At 47.6% G+C, this 19802-nt stretch carries 16 protein-coding genes; 7 read left to right on the top strand and 9 right to left on the bottom strand.

From position 1 onward, the window contains the following. Positions 1-60: 60 nt before the first annotated feature. From QZT80_RS26120 to QZT80_RS26095, 6 genes are all read right to left on the bottom strand, one after another. Complete coding sequence (locus QZT80_RS26120; protein ID WP_295129239.1) at positions 61-771, bottom strand: LytTR family DNA-binding domain-containing protein; 711 nt, start codon at positions 769-771, stop codon at positions 61-63. A gap of 37 nt (positions 772-808) precedes the next feature. After that, complete coding sequence (locus QZT80_RS26115; RefSeq protein WP_295129237.1) at positions 809-2002, bottom strand: DUF4407 domain-containing protein; 1194 nt, start codon at positions 2000-2002, stop codon at positions 809-811. A gap of 5 nt (positions 2003-2007) precedes the next feature. Beyond that, entirely contained in the window at positions 2008-3525 is a 1518-nt protein-coding gene (locus tag QZT80_RS26110) for a sensor histidine kinase (RefSeq protein ID WP_295129235.1), read from the bottom strand. Between the two features lie 92 nt (positions 3526-3617). Then, on the bottom strand, positions 3618-4193 hold the full coding sequence (locus QZT80_RS26105) for an LUD domain-containing protein (RefSeq protein ID WP_295129233.1): 576 nt from the start codon (positions 4191-4193) through the stop codon (positions 3618-3620). Then, the gene (locus tag QZT80_RS26100) at positions 4190-5557 is read right to left on the bottom strand and encodes a lactate utilization protein B (protein WP_295129231.1); all 1368 of its coding nucleotides are present in this window, start codon (positions 5555-5557) and stop codon (positions 4190-4192) included. Before QZT80_RS26100 ends, QZT80_RS26105 begins: the two co-directional genes overlap by 4 nt. Continuing rightward, positions 5554-6291 (bottom strand): (Fe-S)-binding protein, encoded by a 738-nt coding sequence (locus tag QZT80_RS26095; RefSeq protein ID WP_295129229.1) that lies wholly within the window; start codon positions 6289-6291, stop codon positions 5554-5556. Before QZT80_RS26095 ends, QZT80_RS26100 begins: the two co-directional genes overlap by 4 nt. 389 nt (positions 6292-6680) lie before the next feature. On the opposite strand from QZT80_RS26095, the gene QZT80_RS26090 reads away from it, so the two are divergent. Beyond that, positions 6681-8534: a PQQ-binding-like beta-propeller repeat protein gene (locus QZT80_RS26090; protein WP_295129227.1), complete on the top strand. Its 1854-nt coding sequence runs from the start codon at positions 6681-6683 to the stop codon at positions 8532-8534. A 30-nt stretch (positions 8535-8564) separates the two neighbouring features. Here QZT80_RS26090 and QZT80_RS26085 read toward each other — a convergent pair whose 3' ends face one another. Continuing rightward, positions 8565-9314: a DeoR/GlpR family DNA-binding transcription regulator gene (locus QZT80_RS26085; protein WP_295129225.1), complete on the bottom strand. Its 750-nt coding sequence runs from the start codon at positions 9312-9314 to the stop codon at positions 8565-8567. A 321-nt stretch (positions 9315-9635) separates the two neighbouring features. Here QZT80_RS26085 and QZT80_RS26080 point away from each other — a divergent pair, with 321 nt between their 5' ends. The 3 genes from QZT80_RS26080 to QZT80_RS26070 all read left to right on the top strand — a co-directional run bounded on the left by QZT80_RS26080 (position 9636) and on the right by QZT80_RS26070 (position 15171). Next, positions 9636-12872, top strand: a complete 3237-nt coding sequence (locus QZT80_RS26080; RefSeq protein ID WP_295129223.1) for a TonB-dependent receptor — start codon at positions 9636-9638, stop codon at positions 12870-12872. Between the two features lie 18 nt (positions 12873-12890). Continuing rightward, positions 12891-14591, top strand: a complete 1701-nt coding sequence (locus QZT80_RS26075; protein WP_295129221.1) for a RagB/SusD family nutrient uptake outer membrane protein — start codon at positions 12891-12893, stop codon at positions 14589-14591. A gap of 250 nt (positions 14592-14841) precedes the next feature. Beyond that, positions 14842-15171, top strand: coding sequence for a hypothetical protein (locus QZT80_RS26070; RefSeq protein ID WP_295129219.1), 330 nt, complete (start codon positions 14842-14844; stop codon positions 15169-15171). Positions 15172-15298: 127 nt separating this feature from the next. Here QZT80_RS26070 and QZT80_RS26065 read toward each other — a convergent pair whose 3' ends face one another. After that, positions 15299-15811, bottom strand: a complete 513-nt coding sequence (locus tag QZT80_RS26065) for a hypothetical protein (RefSeq protein WP_295129217.1) — start codon at positions 15809-15811, stop codon at positions 15299-15301. Between the two features lie 139 nt (positions 15812-15950). Between QZT80_RS26065 and QZT80_RS26060 the strand changes: the two genes are divergently transcribed. After that, entirely contained in the window at positions 15951-16697 is a 747-nt protein-coding gene (locus QZT80_RS26060) for a rhamnogalacturonan acetylesterase (RefSeq protein WP_295129215.1), read from the top strand. A 2-nt stretch (positions 16698-16699) separates the two neighbouring features. On the opposite strand, the gene QZT80_RS26055 is transcribed toward QZT80_RS26060, so the two are convergent. Next, on the bottom strand, positions 16700-17410 hold the full coding sequence (locus QZT80_RS26055) for a DNA alkylation repair protein (protein WP_295129213.1): 711 nt from the start codon (positions 17408-17410) through the stop codon (positions 16700-16702). Positions 17411-17904: 494 nt separating this feature from the next. Here QZT80_RS26055 and QZT80_RS26050 point away from each other — a divergent pair, with 494 nt between their 5' ends. Together QZT80_RS26050 and QZT80_RS26045 are read left to right on the top strand one after the other, a co-directional pair. Next, positions 17905-18900 (top strand): glycosyl hydrolase, encoded by a 996-nt coding sequence (locus QZT80_RS26050; RefSeq protein ID WP_295129211.1) that lies wholly within the window; start codon positions 17905-17907, stop codon positions 18898-18900. 393 nt (positions 18901-19293) lie between these two features. Then, positions 19294-19731, top strand: a complete 438-nt coding sequence (locus QZT80_RS26045; protein WP_295129209.1) for a response regulator — start codon at positions 19294-19296, stop codon at positions 19729-19731. Positions 19732-19802: the final 71 nt, after the last annotated feature.

The following is a 19802-nucleotide window of genomic DNA, read 5'->3' as shown; positions in this document are numbered from 1 at the left end:
AAAAAGGGCGCCTTCATTTGCAGGCGCCCTTGTATTTTTATAGTGATAATGCATGAAATACTAACTAATCTTCCCTCCTGCTACCTTTTCCACAGCATCCGCATAGGCAGCGCCTATACTAATAGGGAACTGGTTTACATACAGATAGTTTCGATCGATGCGTTGCACTTTGCTGTTGGCTACTATGTAAGAGCGGTGTACTCGGGTAAACTTAGCCGGAGGCAGCAATGCCAGCGCTTCCTGCATATTAAGACGTGAGAGGACCTTACGGTCGGCGAACACGAAGTTCACATAATTGCCGGCGCTTTCCAGGTATAATATCTCATCCAGCTCCACCCGCAATTGTTCATATCCGCTTTTTATAAAGATGTAGTTGGTGGTAAAGGCCGGCTGCACTACTTTTTCCTGCTTAAACTGCGACAGTGCGTAAGCTTTGTTGCAGGCCTTCAGGAAACGTGCAAGGGAGAAGGGTTTCAACAGGTAATCGATCGCATCTAACTCAAAGCTTTGCACTGCATGTTCGGAATAAGCGGTGGTGAATATGACCATTGGCGGTTCGGGCAGGCTCGTGAGGAAGTCGATACCATTGATATCAGGCATTTTTATGTCCAGGAAAAGCAGGTCTGTTTTTTCTTTACGCAGGAAGTCTGCTGCTTCGAAGGCATTGGTAAAAAAGCCCTTCACTTCCAGGAAAGGTACCTTGGCGGCGTGGGAGCGTATCACTTCCAGCGCTACCGGTTCATCGTCTATGGCAATAGCGGTGAGCTTCATATATTGTTTTCAGCAACTCAAGTTAAGGATAAAATACTTACCAGGTACGGTGCAGCATCAGCATCTTACGGGCCCTGGTCCATAGTGCCGGGTACTTCTTACCATCCTGCTCTTTCCACTCCTGCACCAGATCTTCAGCATGCCTGCGGCGGGTTTCGCGGGTAAGGTCGAATATATGGTCCATTGTTTCCTGGTCGGCCGCGGTGGCAGCGTCGTGGTAGTGTTCCTGCAGTTCCTTACTTTTTTCCAGTCCCAGTTTGGCATCGGCGATGCTCTGAGCGGTAAGCGCGGCCAGTTTTTCATCATATTCACCTTTGGGCATCAGCAGTTTGCTTAATAACGGCATTACTTCTATCAGGGTGATGATGAATACAATGAGGCGGTAACGTTGCTTCAGCGGAGGATGTTCGGCGGTAAGGTCGTTAAGCGCTTCCGTTTGCGCGAGGAAGCCATCAGCAAGTGTTACCGCATAGGCCTGCTCTTTAATGCTATCTTCCTTCAGCATGGCTGCTATTTGCGTTTCACGCTCCAGCAGTTTAGGCCCCATTGTTTTACGGAGTTTGATCAGTTCTTCTTCCGCCTTCAGGTATTCACTTTTCTTCACCCTCGCTATGGCCGATTCCCCTATCCTTCCCGAACCGCCGGTACCGTCGGTTTCGCGGATGTACGCATCTTTATAATCTTTTACCTGCTCTTCCTTTGCTGCTACTTCCGCCTTTACCTGGTCCAGCGCGCCCTGCAACTCACTTTTACGTGCGGCATTCAACGTTACCAGCTCTTTCCGGAATGTATCCAGCTTTGTTTGTTTATTCAAAGCAATTTGTGCCTGTATATCCTTCTGGAACAACATCAGCACGACAGGCTGGGAAATAAATAAGCCGATAGTTACTGCCAGCAGCAAACGAAAAGCAACCGGTACAAATTTGTTCTTATTATCGTTCCGCGACATTGCCGCTATCAGGCTGCGGTCGATAGAAAGGACCGCGAAACCAAAGAACAGGGCCAGGCCGGCAATGATCATATCGTCATTTACCACCGTAGAAAAGAAATAGCCCCATGCCAGGGTGGCGAACATCCAGGTAACCAGTACCGCAATGCCTACAATACGGTAACGTTCTTTATCTGCTTTACAGTCTTTCAATATCTCCGCATCAGCAGCAGCCAGCCACCAGAGGAAACGGCTTAATCCGTCTACAGGTGTATCGGTCACAGGTGTTTGTTTCTCTGTCATCGGTTTTATTTTGTTACATGTATAGTAAGGTGTACAAAGAATGCGGTGGCCGTTTGCCGGATGCTCAGCTCATGTTTTTTAGGGTACATAAGTTCCAGCCGCTGTTTCACATTATTAAGCCCAATACCCAGACTATTCCGTTCGGGGTCATTATCAGGCCGTGGGTGTACGGTGTTATGCACATCAAAGTAAATCTTACTGCTATCGCAATACAAAGAGATAGAGATATGCGAGCGGTTGCGCAAGCTGATGCCATGTTTAAAAGCATTCTCCACAAAAGGGATCAGCAGCATGGGTGCTATGTAATGATCACAGTACGCTTCATCGATGTTCACTTCAATTTGTATATCGGGCGACTGCTGTACACGCAGGCTTTGCAATGAAATATAATTGTGGAGATAAGCCAGTTCTTTGCCAAGTTTTATTTCCGCCTCATTGTTCTCGTGCAACATAAACCGCATCATATCGCCCAGCTTTTGAATGCCCTCGCTGGTGCGGGAGGCATTTTCCTGCAACGCAGTACCATACAGCGTATTAAGCGCATTAAACAGGAAGTGCGGGTTGATTTGAGAACGAAGGAAACCGAGGTTGGCATCGGATTTACCCAACGCAGTTTGCAGGTTTTTTACCTTTTTATCCTGCGATAACCGGTTGTAATAGTTGACCCACACGATCGGCAGCAATATACATAGTAATAGTATGGGGGTAATAGATACTACTGTAACGGCTCTGCTACTGCTGCGCAATAAACCGGCGGCAGCCATCATCAGTACGCACAGCGAGCCTATTACTGCCGACACCAGCAAAAACTCCAGGAAGAACGGCCACTTCTTTCTGCCCCCCTCATAAAACCTTGGCAACAAGCGATATTGCAGGTGAAAGTAAGCCACTATAAAAATCGGAGACATAAAAAGGAAGTAGTTGGCTATCGGGTACCAGCTTAACTGCATGAATATGATCACGATCAACACCCAGGCTGTTACGGCCACCGCTATTTCTATTACCTTTTTCCGTAAATCCCTGTTCGTCCGCAACCTTTCCTCGAATAGCTGGAAATATGCGGTTTGCAGCAGTACATAAACAACGTACAACACACACAGGAACGATACATTCAGGAAGGCCTTTTTGGCAAAGTGCATATGAGCGCCACGCACGGTTCTGAATACACCCAGCAGCCAGCCGTCGAGATAAGAGTAGCACACCATCGTCAAAGAGAACAAAGCAATAGCAAAACCAATTGCCAGCAATATGGCTATCACATACCGGCCGGTAGCGAGGAATTTAGGCGCCACCCATTGCCCCAGGCCTACAAATACCAGGTACCGCCCTGCCAGCAGGAATAGCGTAGGTAACAGATAATGGATGTGATAGTCGAATATCATCCCCTCCTCATGAAACCGCCAGCCGTACTCGCGTTGCAGGGTAAATATTCCCCGTACCTCGCTGTTATACAACGCTATAAACAATAGCAACAACGTTAAGGCCGTGGCTACCCAAAACTCTATCTTACGGAACTTTATCATCTTACTGCGGTAATATTTACTGCAATGATAATAAACACCCCGAAGCAGGAGTACTAAATGTGATTAAACGGGATGAATGTGGGACGAAACTATCAGAGCAGGAACACCGTCATACTTTTCGAGCCATGCGCCCCCAACACCAGCGATTGTTCGATATCGGCAGTTTTGGAAGGGCCGGCGATGAAGGTGCCAAAGCCGTAAGAAGCGTTGCCGATACGGTCGTATGCGTGGTGCATAGTAGCCACCAGGTTCTCTTTCGGCAGTATAACGGCCAGGTTTTGTGTGATAAAAGGCAACACCCGCTGCTGCAACAGCTCCTCCGTAACCCATACCGCTCCGTTCTCCGCCACACCAAAATGCGCCGGCACTATCGCCAGTTCCACATTCTCAAACTGGTGCGGATCTGTTTCGCCGGCTATCTCCGCCAGGTCTTGCAAGCCAGGTACTGTAGATACGATACGGCCTTTGCCCATCCACATCTCCTTTAAATAGTGTGTTACTTCGGCCATAGTATTCACGATTACGGCAGTGCCACCGATGGCCTGCAACACCGTGCTATATTGCTGGAGCAGGTCTTCTTCCCGCTCTGGTTGTGTATAGGTTGCCATGACCTCCAGCGCGGGCTGGTTCTTTTTCACGGCGGCTAATATCTTTTCCCTGCTGCTCATTGTTTCCTGTTTTGTTTGTACCACTCTCCAAATGACTGCTGAGGTGCTTCCGGCATGTCACGCTGTTTGTACCAGGGGTTCAGCGGATTGTTGACCACGAACGGTACGTTACGTAAAAACCAGCGGCCGGCCTTGCCTGCGGTGCGGTAAACACCCGGCGACGATAAAGTGAAGTTCATCACTTTCATCGAAGCGGTTTTCATAGCGCCCCCCTGCCCGTCTTTCATTAACACCTGCCGCCATTTATACAACTGATCGTGGATATCGATTTTAACCGGGCATACGTTGGAGCAGGAGCCACAAAGCGTGGATGCGAACGGGAGGTCGGCATACTGCTTCATGTCGAGGTTAGGTGCCAGTATAGCACCAATAGGGCCGGCAATGGCAGTATGATAACTGTGCCCGCCGCTGCGGCGATATACGGGGCAGGTGTTCATACAGGCCCCGCAGCGGATGCATTTCAAAGAATTGCGGAACTCCTCGCGGCCCAGCTGGGTACTGCGCCCGTTATCTACCAGCACAATGTGCATTTGCTGGCCAGGGCGCGGACTCCGGAAGTGGCTGGAATAAGTGGTTTGTGGCTGCCCCGTAGCACTGCGGGTAAGAAGTCGCAGGTAAATGCCGAGGTGCTGCCTTAGTGGGATCAGTTTTTCGATGCCCATGCAGGCGATGTGTACGTCGGCCAGGTGAGCCCCCATATCTGCATTACCTTCATTGGTGCAAACCACGAACTCGCCCGTTTCGGCAATCGCGAAGTTCACGCCGGTAAGCGCACCACGGCGCGTCAGGAAAGTTTCACGAAGGTGTAACCTCGCAGCAGCCGTAAGTACCTGCGGATCGGCTTCGCCTTTTGCAGTGCCCAGGTGCTCATGGAACAGCTCTCCTATTTCCTCTTTCTTTTTATGGATACATGGGAGTACGATGTGGCTTGGTGGCTCGTCTGCCAACTGCACAATACGTTCGCCCAGGTCGGTATCTATTACTTCAATACCATTTTCCGCCAGGTAAGGGTTCAGGTGACATTCTTCCGTGAGCATCGATTTGCTCTTTACAATACGTTTGATGCCCTGTTCCTTTAATATCGTGCATACGATATGGTTATGTTCCGCTGCATCGGCTGCCCAGTGTACGGTAATGCCATTACGGTGCGCATTGGCTTCGAACTGTTGCAGGTATTCGCTGAGATTGGATAATGTATGATATTTAACAGCGGATGCGGCCTCGCGCAACTCTTCCCACTCAGGTAGCGTATTGGCAGCCTTGTCGCGCTTCTGGCGTATCCACCAGAGTGTTTCGTCGTGCCAGTTTACGCGCGGTTCATTAGCGTTAAAATCGGCTGATAATTGTGCGTGGTCCTTCTTCATGATCCGGCGTTGAGTATTTCTGCGATGTGCATCACTTTAACATTACTGTTCTTACGGCGTAATATGCCTTCCATGTGCATGAGGCACGACATGTCGGTGCCGGTTATGTATTCCGCGCCATGTTCGAGGTGGTCTTCCACACGGTCTTTACCCATCTTAACTGATACTGCTTCTTCCGTTACGCAAAAGGTACCGCCAAAACCGCAGCACTCATCTTCGCGTTTCAGGGGAATCAGTTCGAGCCCCTCCACCATATTTAAAAGCTGTAGCGGTTTAGAGAACTTCGGTGCTACCAGTTCGCTCATGGAAGCCAGCTTTAAGCCACGCTGTCCGTGGCAGCTTTGGTGTAAACCTACTTTATGCGGGAAACGGCCGGGCAGTTTTTCTACTTTCAGCACATCGGTAAGAAATGCGGTGATCTCCCAAACCTTACTGCGCACAACCGTGGCTTCCGCCTCACGATCGTGCAGGTGCAAGTGGTCTTTTACATGCAGCACACAACTGCCCGAAGGAGATACGATGTAATCAAAATCCCCGAACTGGTCAACGAACAGGCGGTTACAACCTTCCGTCAGGTGTTCGTAACCCGAGTTAGCCATTGGCTGTCCGCAACAGGTTTGATTAGCGGGATATACCACTTCTACCCCCAGTTTTTCGAGCAGTTGCAAGGTGGCAATGCCGGCGTTAGGATAGAATTGATCTACATAACAAGGAATAAATAATCCTACTCTCATAAGCTCGTTATCAATAGGAAGCCATACTTCCTGTTTGTAAAATTAGGCGCTTCCCGGTTGTCATTTTTACCCAAAGCTGATATTATATTGCCTCATTTAAAAACCGGAAAGTGGCTTTCATGCCATTATGTGATCAGAAATTGGCTGTTTTTTCATAACGACCGTTAAAAATAATCAAGCCACAGAGTATTGGCATCCTGTACCATCCTCCTTAATTTTTACCGTTGCTCAAACAAGATTTGGGTTTTACCCGGGTTTTTATACTTTTATGTGTCCTCCGGTGCTTTTCGTTTTTGTTTTATTATTTGTGTGATCTGCGCTTCCGTATACACGGCGGTGTTGTTATTCCTGCGCTTCTACGTTTTTCCATTCACATCATGCCAGAGATTATGAGAAAGTTGCTATCAGGTATCCTGATTTTTTTAAGCGCCGCTTCAGCACAGGCGCAAACCAGTAAAACGATCCGTTTTGCTTTTCTTACTGATATACATGTATCGCCGGGCATACCCAGCGAAAAGGCGTTAGCCGGGATTGTGCAGGAAATCAATACCCAGGATCTTGATTTCGTGGTGCTGACGGGCGATCTGACCAATACCGGCACAGATGCAGAACTGAAGGCTGTTCACGCTATTGTTAAAGACCTCAGATACCCGCTTTACGTTATTCCGGGAAACCATGAAACCAACTGGTCGGAAAGTGCTGCTCAAACTTTTATTTCCCTCTGGGGCAACGACCGGTTTTATTTTGAAAAGGACAAGTACATATTTGTGGGCTATAACAGCGGCCCCTATATGAAAATGGGCGATGGTCATATAAAGGAAGAAGATATCCACTGGCTGAAGAAAACGCTGGCACAGAAGGTAACACCTGGCAAAACCGTAATATCCCTTTGCCACTACCCGCTCGGCGACGGACTGGACAACTGGCAGGATGTTACCGGTTTTCTGAAATCAAAGAATACACGCCTGGCGCTTTGCGGCCATGGTCACCGCCTTTCTGTACATAACTTCGACGGCATTCCGGGTATTATGGGCCGCTCTTCCCTACCGTACAAAGGCACTGAGCTGCCAGGCTACAACATTGTAAACATCCGCAACGACAGTGCTTTCTTTTTCGAGAAAACGCTTACACAGGCCCCTGTGCCCTTTAAAGCCTTTAGCCTGTTAAATGCTGATATTCTGAAAGATGTGAAGTCGATGAGTCCACCAGACTATAGCATTAACAACACCTACCCGAACGTAAAACCGGGCTTTAATTTCCAGGATACCTCAGCCTCCTTTACCGGCCCGTTACCATCAGATGGTCAGATTATTCACGGCAACTCACAGGGCGAGGTGATTGCCCTTAATGCTGCTAACAAGAAAGTTAACTGGCGCAGGAAGTTTACCGGTTCTATTTACGCCACACCTGTTACGGGCAAAGGCATTGTAACCGTAGGCACGGTAGATGGATTTATCTATGGCCTCGACGTTAAAACCGGTAAAGACAAATGGAAACTTGCTGTAACCGAACCTGTTATCGCCGAAGGGTTGGTGGAAAACAACCTGCTGTATATCGGTGTGGGCAGCCACGCCTTTTACTGTATTAATATCGAAAACGGGCAGATAATATGGAAAAATACCTCTATGGACGGACAAATGCAGGGGAAACCAGCCAGTACGGCTAAAGAGATTGTATTCGGCGCCTGGGACAGGCACCTATACTGCCTCGACAAAGCTACCGGCGATCTGAAATGGAAGTGGAACAACGGCAGTATGCAGAAACTGTACTCTCCAGGCAACGTTGAACCAGCTATCGTGAATGGCAAAGTGTTCATCGTAGCGCCCGATCGATATATGACAGCCATCGACCTTACCACAGGCCAAACTGTATGGCGGAATAACCGTTACCGGGTGCGCGAGTCGATGGAGATTTCGGCGGACGGGAGTGCGATATACGCTAAACTGATGGAAGATACCGTAATAGCCGTTTCCACTACTGCACCCGACTTCCAGCTGCTTTGGTATACGGATGCTAAATATGGCTACGAACACAATCCCTGCCCGTTGTTAGAGAGCAATGGCGTGTTATATGCCGGTACAAAAAACGGGTTACTCATCGCTATTGATGTAAAAACGCACGCGCTTAAATGGGTGCATAAAGCGGGCAATTCATCCATTAATAAGATTACGGCCGATAAAGCCGGGGATATTTGGATAAGCCTGATAGAAGGGAAAGTTATGAAGGTCGGGAAAAAGGTATAAGCCTTTCCCGGCCTACATCATCATAATATATTAAAGCAACTCCAGGTCGAGGTGCTGGTAAGACGACAAGAAATGATTATCGGGCGCCAGTTCGGTAATCAGATAGTCGACCTGCGTAATATCACACACCTTCATCCGCTGGGTAGAATTCAATTTTTCGGCAATGCTCATGACCGCCATTTTTTTGGAGGCACGGAGCATTGCCTTTTTTACCTGCACTACTTCCCAGTCCGAATCCGTCATTCCCTCCTGCAGCGAAAGGCCGTTAGTGCCTACCAGGCAGAGGTCCACCTTGATATCCGCCAATTGATTAATAACGCTGGCGCCTACGTGTACATTCGAACTTTTGCTTAGCTGGCCGCCTATTGTAATTACCGTCAGATCTGCATGCTCGGCCAGTTGAATGGCCACCAGCGGACTGATGGTAAAAAATGTAGCCCGCAGGTTTTCAGGTATCTTTTTGGCAAACTCGATCATCGTGGTACCGCCACCGGTGAGAATGAACATATCATCCTTCAGGAGTTTGATCGCCTTTGCGGCTATTTGCTGTTTTGCCTCTAATGCGTATACTTCGTTATTGCCGTTAAACGGGTAATGGAACGACTTACCAATAGCACCGCCGTGTACCTTTAATACCTTACCTTCTTCGGCAAGTTCTTTCAGGTCGCGCCTAACTGTGTCCTCGGAAACGCCGAGCATAGCGCTGAGATCGGCCGACAACACTTTGTTGTGCAGGTTGATCTGACGCATGATTAATGTTTGCCTTTCTTCTTTTAGCATATTTTAAAGGAATGTGCAAAATTAAAAATTAAGTTGGATTGCTACTCTATCAGTTTCTTGCATCTTTCCTTAACCCAATTTACATTTCTTGCAGGAATTTGCGTTATTTTTCCATGAATCCTTTTTTATTTTCGATTTTATCCCTAAATTGACGCTGTAAAAACGCACAAACACGCAAATACCTTAAAAAACATCAACCAAGAAAATCACCGGCGGACTACAAACAGGCCAAGGACAGGCTTCATAGGACAAATTCAATTGTAATCAACTTAATTATCTATTCCGAGTTATTGTTTTCGCTTCGCTAAACACAAACTATTTATGAAAAAAAAGTTACTCAGCACTTTGCTGCTGTTGCTGGTTTTTGCAGCATCATGGGCGCAAAGGAAGATTACGGGAGAGGTATTGGACCAGGCCTCGCGCGAACCGGTAATCGGTGCGACCGTGCAAGCCGGCCCGTCAATTGGTACCACTACGGGCGCAGATGGTAAGTTCAGCCTCACTGTTCCAGAGGGAACAAAAACACTTACCGTTTCATTTATCGGTTACAAAAACCAACTCATTACCATTGGCACTGCAGATAACTATAAGATATCTATCGCCGTGGACGACCGTTCTTTGGAACAAGTGATAGTGGTGGGTTACGGTACCCAGAAAAGGGCGAACCTTACCGGTGCGGTAGCCACTGTAGACGTTGCCAAAACGTTGCAGGCCCGTTCGATTACAGATGCGGGTCGTGCATTACAGGGTACGGTTCCCGGCCTTACTATTACCACTACCAGTGGTGATATTGGCACCAATCCCAGCATCAGGTTGCGCGGCATGACCGGTTCCACGAATGCAAGCGGGGGCGCTCAGCCACTCATCCTGCTCGATAACGTGGAAATTCAGAGCCTGCTGATGGTGAATCCCGATGACATTGAATCTATTTCCGTATTAAAAGATGCGGCATCCACGTCAATTTATGGTAGCCGCGCTGCATTCGGCGTTGTGCTTATCACTTCCAAATCGGGTAAAAAGAACACCCAGAACAAGATCAGTTATTCCAATAACTTTTCCTGGTCTAAACCTACTACATTGCCTAGCCCGGCTGATGAAGACGGATTAAATTACTCCCTGGCCGCGGCCATCCGTACCAATCCGGCTACTAAATTCTCCAGCTCTATTGGTATGCGTTTTGACTCGGCCAGTATTGAAAAAATCAAGCAGTGGAAGAAAACATATGGCGGTCAGAACCTCGGCATGGAGATGGTGGAAGGACGCGACTTCGAAATAAAAGACGGGGCACTGTACTTCTACCGGCCATGGGATGTAAACGACCTGTTCATACGTGACTGGACTCCCCAGCAAAACCACAACCTGAACTTCACTGGCGGCAACGACAAAACGGCTTATAACCTGAGTCTGGGTTACATGGGTCAGGAAGGTTTGATGAAAGTACAAACGGACAAATTCCAGCGCCTGAACGCCAACCTCGGCATCAACTCCAGCGTTACCAAATGGCTGGATCTCCGTAGCCGTGTAATGCTTAGCCGTACCAGCCAGGAAACACCGTTCTCCTTTGCATCAGTGCAATACGATCCGCTGTACTATCTGTACCGCTGGAGCGCATTGTACCCTTATGGTACTTACCAGGACAAACCTTTCCGAAATGTAGTGTCTGAAATGCAGGCGGCGCAAATGTCTACCACCAAAGTAAACTACTCTCGTTTTGCGCTGGGCGGTACATTTAAGATACTTCCCGGTCTTACTTTAGACGCTGACTATACTTACACTAACAACCAGGCACACATCCGCGAAGTAGGTGGTCCGCTTACCGCGTGGAACAACTGGAGCGGCGCACCGCTGAAGTATGAAACTTATACTACTTCGTACGACTACGCACAGTATTACTCCAGCTGGTACGACAACCATACTTTTAAAAGTTTTGCCACCTACCAGAAAGAACTGGGGGACCACTCCCTGAAAATAATGGGTGGTATGGACGTAGAAACACAACTGAATACCAGCCAGACCACCCGCAGGAACAACGTAATAGACCCGGGTATAGGCGAGCCCAACCTGTCTACAGGCGACCAAACTGCAACCAGCAGCCGTGGCGACTGGGCTACAATGGGCTTCTTCGGCCGTATCAACTACGCTTATAAAAACAAGTACCTACTCGAAGTAAATGGCCGTTACGATGGTTCTTCTTACTTCCCTTCTAACAACCAATGGGCCTTCTTCCCTTCTGTTTCCGCAGGTTACATCCTCACAGAAGAAGAATTCATGAAGGACGTAAAACCAGTACTGTCATACTTCAAAGTACGCGGGTCCTACGGTTCAATCGGTAACACAGATGTAGGTTCCGCCACCTTCCGTCCGTCAATGAGTACCTATAACTCTGCATGGTGGATTGGCAGCACTAACCTGCTCACCGTAAACCCGCCCAGGATCGTTCCGCCATTGTTGAAATGGGAAACCATTAACAGCATCGACTTTGGCTTTGATTCAAGGTTCTGGAACGATAAGATCGGCGTTACGTTTGACTGGTACAGAAGGACCACTAAAGATATGATTACAGGTGGTATTCAATTGCCCAGCACCTTCGGTGCCGGCGCTCCGGCCCGTAACTATGGTGAGATGCAGACTACCGGTTGGGAAATCAGCCTCGATGGTAACCACACATTCGACAACGAACTTTCTATCAACGCTACCTTGTCTCTCTCCGACTTCCGTGAGAAACTTACCAAGTTCTCCGGCTCCACCATTACTGGTTTTTACCAGGGTAAATACCTCGGAGAAATATGGGGATATGAAACCGACCGTTTCTTTACAGAAAATGATTTCCAGAAAGATGCTACCGGTAAATTAATCACCGATGCTTCCGGCAAGTACATACTGAAAGAAGGTATTGCCAGCCAGAAATTCCTGGAAGGCCAAACTTCTGCATGGTTCTGGTATGGCCCCGGCGATGTGAAATTCAAAGACCTGAATGGCGATACCGCTATTAACAACGGCCGTAACACCGTTACCGACCATGGCGATATGCGCGTGATCGGCAACTCTACCCCCCGGTACCAATACGGTGTAAGACTGGGTGCTAACTGGAAAGGAGTTGACTTTAACATCTTCTTCCAGGGTGTTGGCAAACGTAACCTCTGGGCACCAAGTATGATGACCATCCCCGGCTTCAACCCAGGCGATGCCATGTACGAACACCAGATGGATTACTGGTCGCCAGCCAATACCGATGCGTTTTATCCCAGACCATCCAATACCGGCCAGGCTGCTAACCAAAACTTCTATCCACAAAGCAAATACCTGCTGGACATGTCTTACCTCCGCCTGAAAAACGTTTCCCTTGGTTATACATTACCAAAGAAACTGGTGGAAAAAGCAAGATTACAGAGCCTTCGTGTATACGTGAGCGGTGAAAATCTTTGGGAAAAAGACAACCTTTTCGTGCCGATCGATCCTGAGGTTGACTTCCGTTACTCCGGTATTGCTACCGCTACGTTCGGAAGAAACTATCCTTATCGCAGATCTTTCGCCTTCGGCTTACAGGTTTCACTCTAAACATTAAAGCGAGCTACAATGAAAAAAATACTCTATATACTTTCTCTGGCCGCCCTGGCAATTACCGGGTGTAAAAAAGACTTCATCACGCGTCCACCGCTGGATGACCTTTCTGACCTTACCTACTGGACCACGGAGCGTAACGTACGCATCTACTCATGGCGCTTCTACCCAACCTATTTTGCAGGATATGGAAGCGGCAATACCTGGGGTACTTACTTCTCGATCCAGAGCCTTAACGACGATTTTGCACCTACGACGCCAACAGCTTTCACCAAACAATCACCTAACAGCGGTGGCGGCTGGAGCTTTACAAACGTGCGCAACATCAATCTCTTTATCGACAGGATCAAACGTGTACCAATGCCTGCAGAAGCCACCAATCACTGGCTGGGTATAGCACGCTTCTTCCGCGCCATGGAATATTCCGAGCTGGTACGTCAGTTCGGTGATGTACCCTGGTACAGCGAACCGCTGACGGAAACCGATTTTGATCAACTTTACAAATCACGCGACCCACGTACAATGGTGGTAGACAGCATCCTGGCCGACCTTACCTATGCTGCGGCGAATGTGAGGATCAATGACGCTACTGGTACAGGCGAAACAGGACTGATAGTAAACAGGGCCGTAGTAAATGCCTATATGTCGCGCATTATGCTGCACGAAGGCACCTGGTATAAATACCATGGCCTCAACGCAGGCAAGTCTACCGAATACCTGAACGCTGCTAAAACTGCCGCAGAAGCAGTAATGGCAACCGGTGCTTACAACGTTAATGAAGAATATCGTTCGGTGTTTAGTTCCATGACACTCGCAGCATCTAAAGAGGTGCTGTTATTCAGGAAATACGAAACCAACCAGATTACACATGCGTTGATGAGTTATAATAACAAAGAACCACAAACCGGCGCTTCCAAGAACGCGATTGAATCTTACCTCGCCAATGATGGTTTACCAGTCGCGATTTCTCCTAAATACAAAGGCGACAAAACTGTTGCAGATGTATTTACAGACCGTGATGGCCGCCTGTCTGCTACTTTCGTAAAACAATACCGTGTTATTAAAGTTGCGTCCAACTACAGCACCAGCGGTTATTCAAGCCAAAAGTTCCTGAACGATGCCGTTAAGGACGTAGCTGAAGGCAACAACGCACTCAACCAAACTGATGCTCCTATCATCCGTTATGGCGAAGTATTGCTTAACTATGCTGAAGCTGTAATGGAACTGGGTACGCTTACACAGGCCGACCTCGATAAATCTATTAACCTGCTGCGTAAGAGAACCGGTGTGGGTATGCCTAACCTGCAAATTATAGGTGGCCTGCCTGCTGTTAACGGAGTTAATTATGACGACCCGGCACGCGACCAAACTGTATCATCCATGTTGTGGGAAATACGCCGTGAACGCCGTGTAGAGATGATGTTCGAAGGAAATCGCCTTATCGACCTGAAACGCTGGAAAAAACTGGGCTATACCGATACCCAGGTAAATACGGATATCAACCGCGGCGCATGGATCAAAAAGGCCGACTTCCCAACTACGGATGTTACGCTTACTAACGGCGCCGAAGGTTATATCATCCCCGCACCAAAGGTGGAAACTGCGAGACCATTCACGAACGACCGACTTTATCTGAACCCATTACCGCTGGACCAGATCACACTTTATAAAACAAATGGTAAAGAACTGATCCAAAATACCGGTTGGGAACAGTAAGAATAGTAATAACCTAAACCAGTTTATGAGAAAACGGTCCCCTTTTGGGGGCCGTTTTTTTATTTAATATGACTGCACCCCCAGCGCAGCCATAACGCTATCAATTACAACTACTTACCACTGCGGTAAAAACGCGCAACGTAATAACGAACCATTAGGATAAAGTCATGAACTTTTTATTTAATTATGCTGTTCTAAAGAAACAACAATCACTAACCTAACAAACGAAAGGGCGTAAATCCCGCGAGATATGACCTACACAAACGTGACGGAAAAAAAGATCTATTTAAGGTTCCCATCATCACACTTTTTGCCGGGTGCGGATTTAAGGCCGTTTTTCGTTGTATTGCAGATCCACGGAGTGAACGAGGACTTCTCCTCACTGCTGCTGGGCACACCGGACGAAGAACAATACCGCAATGAAAAGATAGCACCAACCCTGCAACGTTTTGGCATGTACCATGAACTGACGATGCTGGACGAAAAGCGCTATCCAATGCCGGTTGAACATCTGATGTACCTGATGGTAGAAACACAGGTAGTAAAAAGAGTGAGAACGAGAACTGCTGCTACTACGTAGCAAATACACAATGTGCGTATTGCGCCAACGTACACAATAACTATGTATACACGCTGAAATACACCAAAATAAATTCCCTGCAACAGCCAGGCCGCGCAGGGAACAGATAATATGGTTTTAGTTAATATCAGAAGTTCAGGCTGGCACGTAAGCCCAGGAAGCCGGAGGTACCATCTTTAAACCAGGCCTCATATTTCCCCTGGATGTCGAACATCAGCAGCCTGACACCGATACCGGGCGACAGTATAAATGCTGCGCCGTTATTATCACCTGTAAAGTTTGCGGAACCGGCTTCTAGTTTGGCATACAGCACAGATACCAGCTTGTATTTAAGCCCTACCCTTACCGGAATGGCAGAAAAGTTCGCATATTCTGCCTCAGCGCCTTCAGTGGTTTCAAAAGTCTTCCCGGAGAAGTGCATGTACCCCACCGAACCGGTGGCGGTAAATCCTGCCAGCAATTTAATGTCGGCCGTAAGGCCCGCACCGATCCCCGTTTTGTGGGTTTCGCTGAAGTCGCCCGTTGGGAAACCTGCTTCTACGTACGGACCGATACTAAAACGCTTCAACTGTGCGCTGGCCTTACTGGCCGCAAACAACAGGCATACAAAGGCCACAAGGGGCAAAATGGTTCTTTTCATCAGTAGGATATTTGTAGTCAACAATTAATGTATTAAATACCATACGCTCAAATGCAACCCTCCGGCATCGTTTGCGTAAAATTGAATGAGATAATTGCGGTAAAGCGCTAATTTGATCGCCTAATCATTCACGTTATCCATGAAAAAAAAGGTGGCCGCTTTATGGCTTTCGGGCTTAGTCCTCTTGTTCTCATCATTTATCATTCCAAAAAAGAAAATAAAAGTGTACCTGGCGGGTGATTCTACCATTTCGATAAAAGAAACGAAGTATTACCCCGAAACTGGTTGGGGTATGCCCTTTGCCTGGTTCTTTGATTCTACCGTTACAGTCGACAACCGTGCGAAGAATGGCCGCAGTACCGGCACTTTTATTACCGAGGGGTTATGGGAGAAAATTGAGAAAGAGCTTCAGGAGGGCGATTATGTATTGATACAGTTTGGTCATAACGATGAAGTTGTGACGAAAAAAAGCTTCACTACGCCCGAGCAGTACAAAGCCAATCTTTCCCGCTTTATTCGCGAAACGAGGGCTAAAAAAGCCATTCCTGTACTTTTAACACCTGTTAGCCGCAGAAGGTTCGACAGTACCGGCATTGTGCCCGAAACGCACGATTACACGCCTTATGTACTGGAAGTGGCCGCAAAGGAAAAGGTGCCGCTTATCGACCTCGATACCAAAAGCCGCGAACTGTACCGGCAAATGGGCGAAGAAACGTCTAAACTGCTGTTCCTGCAGCTTAAAGCGGGCGAACATCCTAATTACCCCGGTGGTAAGGACGATAATACACACTTCTCCGAACTGGGAGCTAGACTGGTGGCACAAATCGTATTGAAGGAAATAAAGGAATTACACCTTGAACTGGCAGACAGGGTGGTAAAGCGGTAAGGTTAACAAAACACGGTTTTCTTTTTCTTCCCCACCTTTCCCGCCGCCTCGGCCTTTTCTATATAGGGCAGGGCGCCGGGCACCTTACATTCAGTGTTGCCCATATCAACGGTTACAACGCCCATTTTAACAGCGGTAGCCTTAGCCTTTGCGAGCAATGGTGCCACATATGTTCCGGTGGCTATAACGAAGTTATTCATCGTGTACTTTACCCGCTCTTCTTCACCGTGTATTTCCTTTATGATCCGGTTAAGGAGGGATTCGATTTCTTTGATATCCAGTTCCTCATCTTTTTTCAGGGATAACACGGCAGCGTAGGTGTTCCAGCCGGTCGCCCTTAAACGGGGATCTGCGTCATCTATCCATGTTAAGGCCAGCTCTCTTCCAAAACGGCTTTCGGAAGCTGCCCAGGGCACGGTGTATTCGCTGACCATCGCCCAGGAAGCCTGATCGGCCCATTCCTGCAAATCCTCCTTAGTCATTTTCATCGGGTCAGAGATAAGACCGGCCAGGTACATGGCGTCGCCCACCCCACTGCGGTAAAGATCCAGCGATAGTAAATAATCTTTTTTAATCCTTTTCTGGATCGTTTTCATATCCTGCACCTTTACCCCGTAAATGGGTTCCCGGGCTCCGTGGTTTAGCCAGGTTTTCTTCGTTTGGGCGGTGCCCATTTTCTCCAGTTCGCTAAGGATGGAAGCAACAGCGCTCATCGGTAAAGTGGTTTGGTATGCTCAATATAATACAATCTGGTCATTTACAGACGGATACGCACCAGTAGCCGGTTTACAAGCTCCGAAAAGTTCGTTAATGAGGTGTTAACATCTGTCAAATTGCTACGTTTACCAACAAAAACAATGCGTTCACGAACTGGCAATATGCGGTGCAAAACCACCGGGGTATATTTGCATTAGGTTTTTCATAAGATATGGTTAAAATTATTTGAGGGCGGTATTCTTACCGCCCTTTTCTTTTGTCCTACCCCTCCCCCACTGGTTAAATTTCTGTTAACAACACTGTATTTCCGTCATTCACCAAGTAAAAATATGCGTTCACGAAACGGGCCTTTGCATTGTGGCATACCTGCCTATCTTTGCATCGGTTTTTCATAGGATATGGTTAAAATAACTGAGGGTGGTATTCTTACCGCCCTTTCTTTTTTCCTCCCGGTTTAAATGTTTATTTTACCCTTCCGAACAGCAACGTTATGAAAAACATCTTCTGTCTTTTAGTATTCCTGTTTCCTTTATGCCTGCACGCTCAGCAAACAGCGCCCAAACCTTTGTACCGCGATCCGGTTTATGACGGTGCAGCCGATCCCGTGGTCATTTGGAACGCAAAGGAAAAGAAGTGGTTTATGTTTTATACGAACCGCCGCGCCAGCGACGCTAACGCAAAGGGTGTAAGCTGGTGCCACGGTACACGCATCGGTATTGCCGAATCGGTTAACGGCCGCAACTGGACTTACCGCGACACGGCGAATATCAATTACCGCCCTGATAGTGGTTATACCTTCTGGGCGCCGGAGGTGACGGAACATAATGGAACGTATCATATGTACCTCACTTATGTACCTGGTATATTTAACGACTGGGGCCATCCACGTAACATCGTACACCTTACCAGTAGCGACCTGCTGAACTGGCACTACCAGTCGGTACTTAAGCTATCGTCAAACAAAGTACTCGATGCCTGTGTAAGTCGCCTGCCCGATGGCAACTGGCGCATGTGGTACAACGATGAGCCAACGGGTAAATCGATCTTTTACGCCGACAGTCCCGACCTGTACAACTGGACGGACAAAGGCAAGGCTATCAGCGACCAGCGCGGCGAAGGCCCTAAAGTATTTTACTGGAAGGGCAGGTACCGGATGATCGTAGACAATTGGGCGGGGATGAGTATTTACAGCTCCTCCGATATGGTTAACTGGACACGGCAACCCAACCGCATCCTCGAAGAACCAGGCACCGGGGCCGAAGACGCAGCGATTGGCGGGCATGCTGATGTACTGGTAAACGAAGGCCGTGCATACGTGTTTTATTTCATTCACCCAGGCCGCACCAAAACCAACGGCGCAGCCAACGATTCGTTCAACTCCCGCAGAACGCTCATACAACTAACGGAGCTGGAAGTAAAGGATGGTATCATCACCTGCGACCGTAACAAACCCGTACAGATCAATCTTAAAAAACCAAAAAGCTAACCGCATAAAACCCGAAGCTTTATGCGTGTATATTCATACCAGTAAATAAGCAATTGGCATAAATTTTTACACCTGAATGTACGCGCTGATATGTGGAACAATATCTACAGGCAACATCATTCCTTATATCATGAACCAATCACTACGCCCGCAACAAGCTATTTTTAAATAACAGATTACATATTAAAACAAGAAATATTTACCACATATTTGATAAAAAAGGCAGACTTAAATTAGCTTTAGCCATTACTGTTAATGTAATATTTAACGGGCTGTTAAAATTTAGCCGATATACCTATTCCGGCAAAGGTTTTTTCCAATTGCTTAAAATCCCATATTTTTAATTGAACGCCATTTAAGATAGTTTAAGACAGAGAAAAATAAACAGTACTTATGAACAAGCAGCACGTTAAAATATTACTGGCTGACGATGATCCGGAAGACCGCTCTATCATGCAGATCGTATTTGATGAGCTGGCACTTTCCTCTAATATCTTTTTTGTGGAAGATGGAACAGGCGTTATCGAGTATCTGCAGCAGGTGGAACCAGAGTCCATGCTGCCAGACCTTATAATACTGGACCTCAACATGCCCAAATTATCGGGTACAGAAACGCTGAAGATCCTGAAAACGCACGACCGCTACAAAAACATCCCTATCATTATTTTCTCTACATCACTTAACGAGATACAAATGCGGGAATGTATGTCGATGGGGGCTAGCTCGTACGTCATTAAACCTAATACTTTCGAAGAATGCCTTACCACAGGCAGGCGTTTTTACGAATTCAGCCGCAAGCAATACACCTTTCCGGCCCTCATGAGTTCCTGATCAAATTCATTATAAAAAAGAAACCGGCTGCACCATGTGATGCAGCCGGTTTCTTTTTTTGACGCTGATAT

This window comes from uncultured Chitinophaga sp. (assembly GCF_902168175.1).
Taxonomy (GTDB): domain Bacteria; phylum Bacteroidota; class Bacteroidia; order Chitinophagales; family Chitinophagaceae; genus Chitinophaga.
This window is presented reverse-complemented; position numbering and strand designations above follow the sequence as displayed.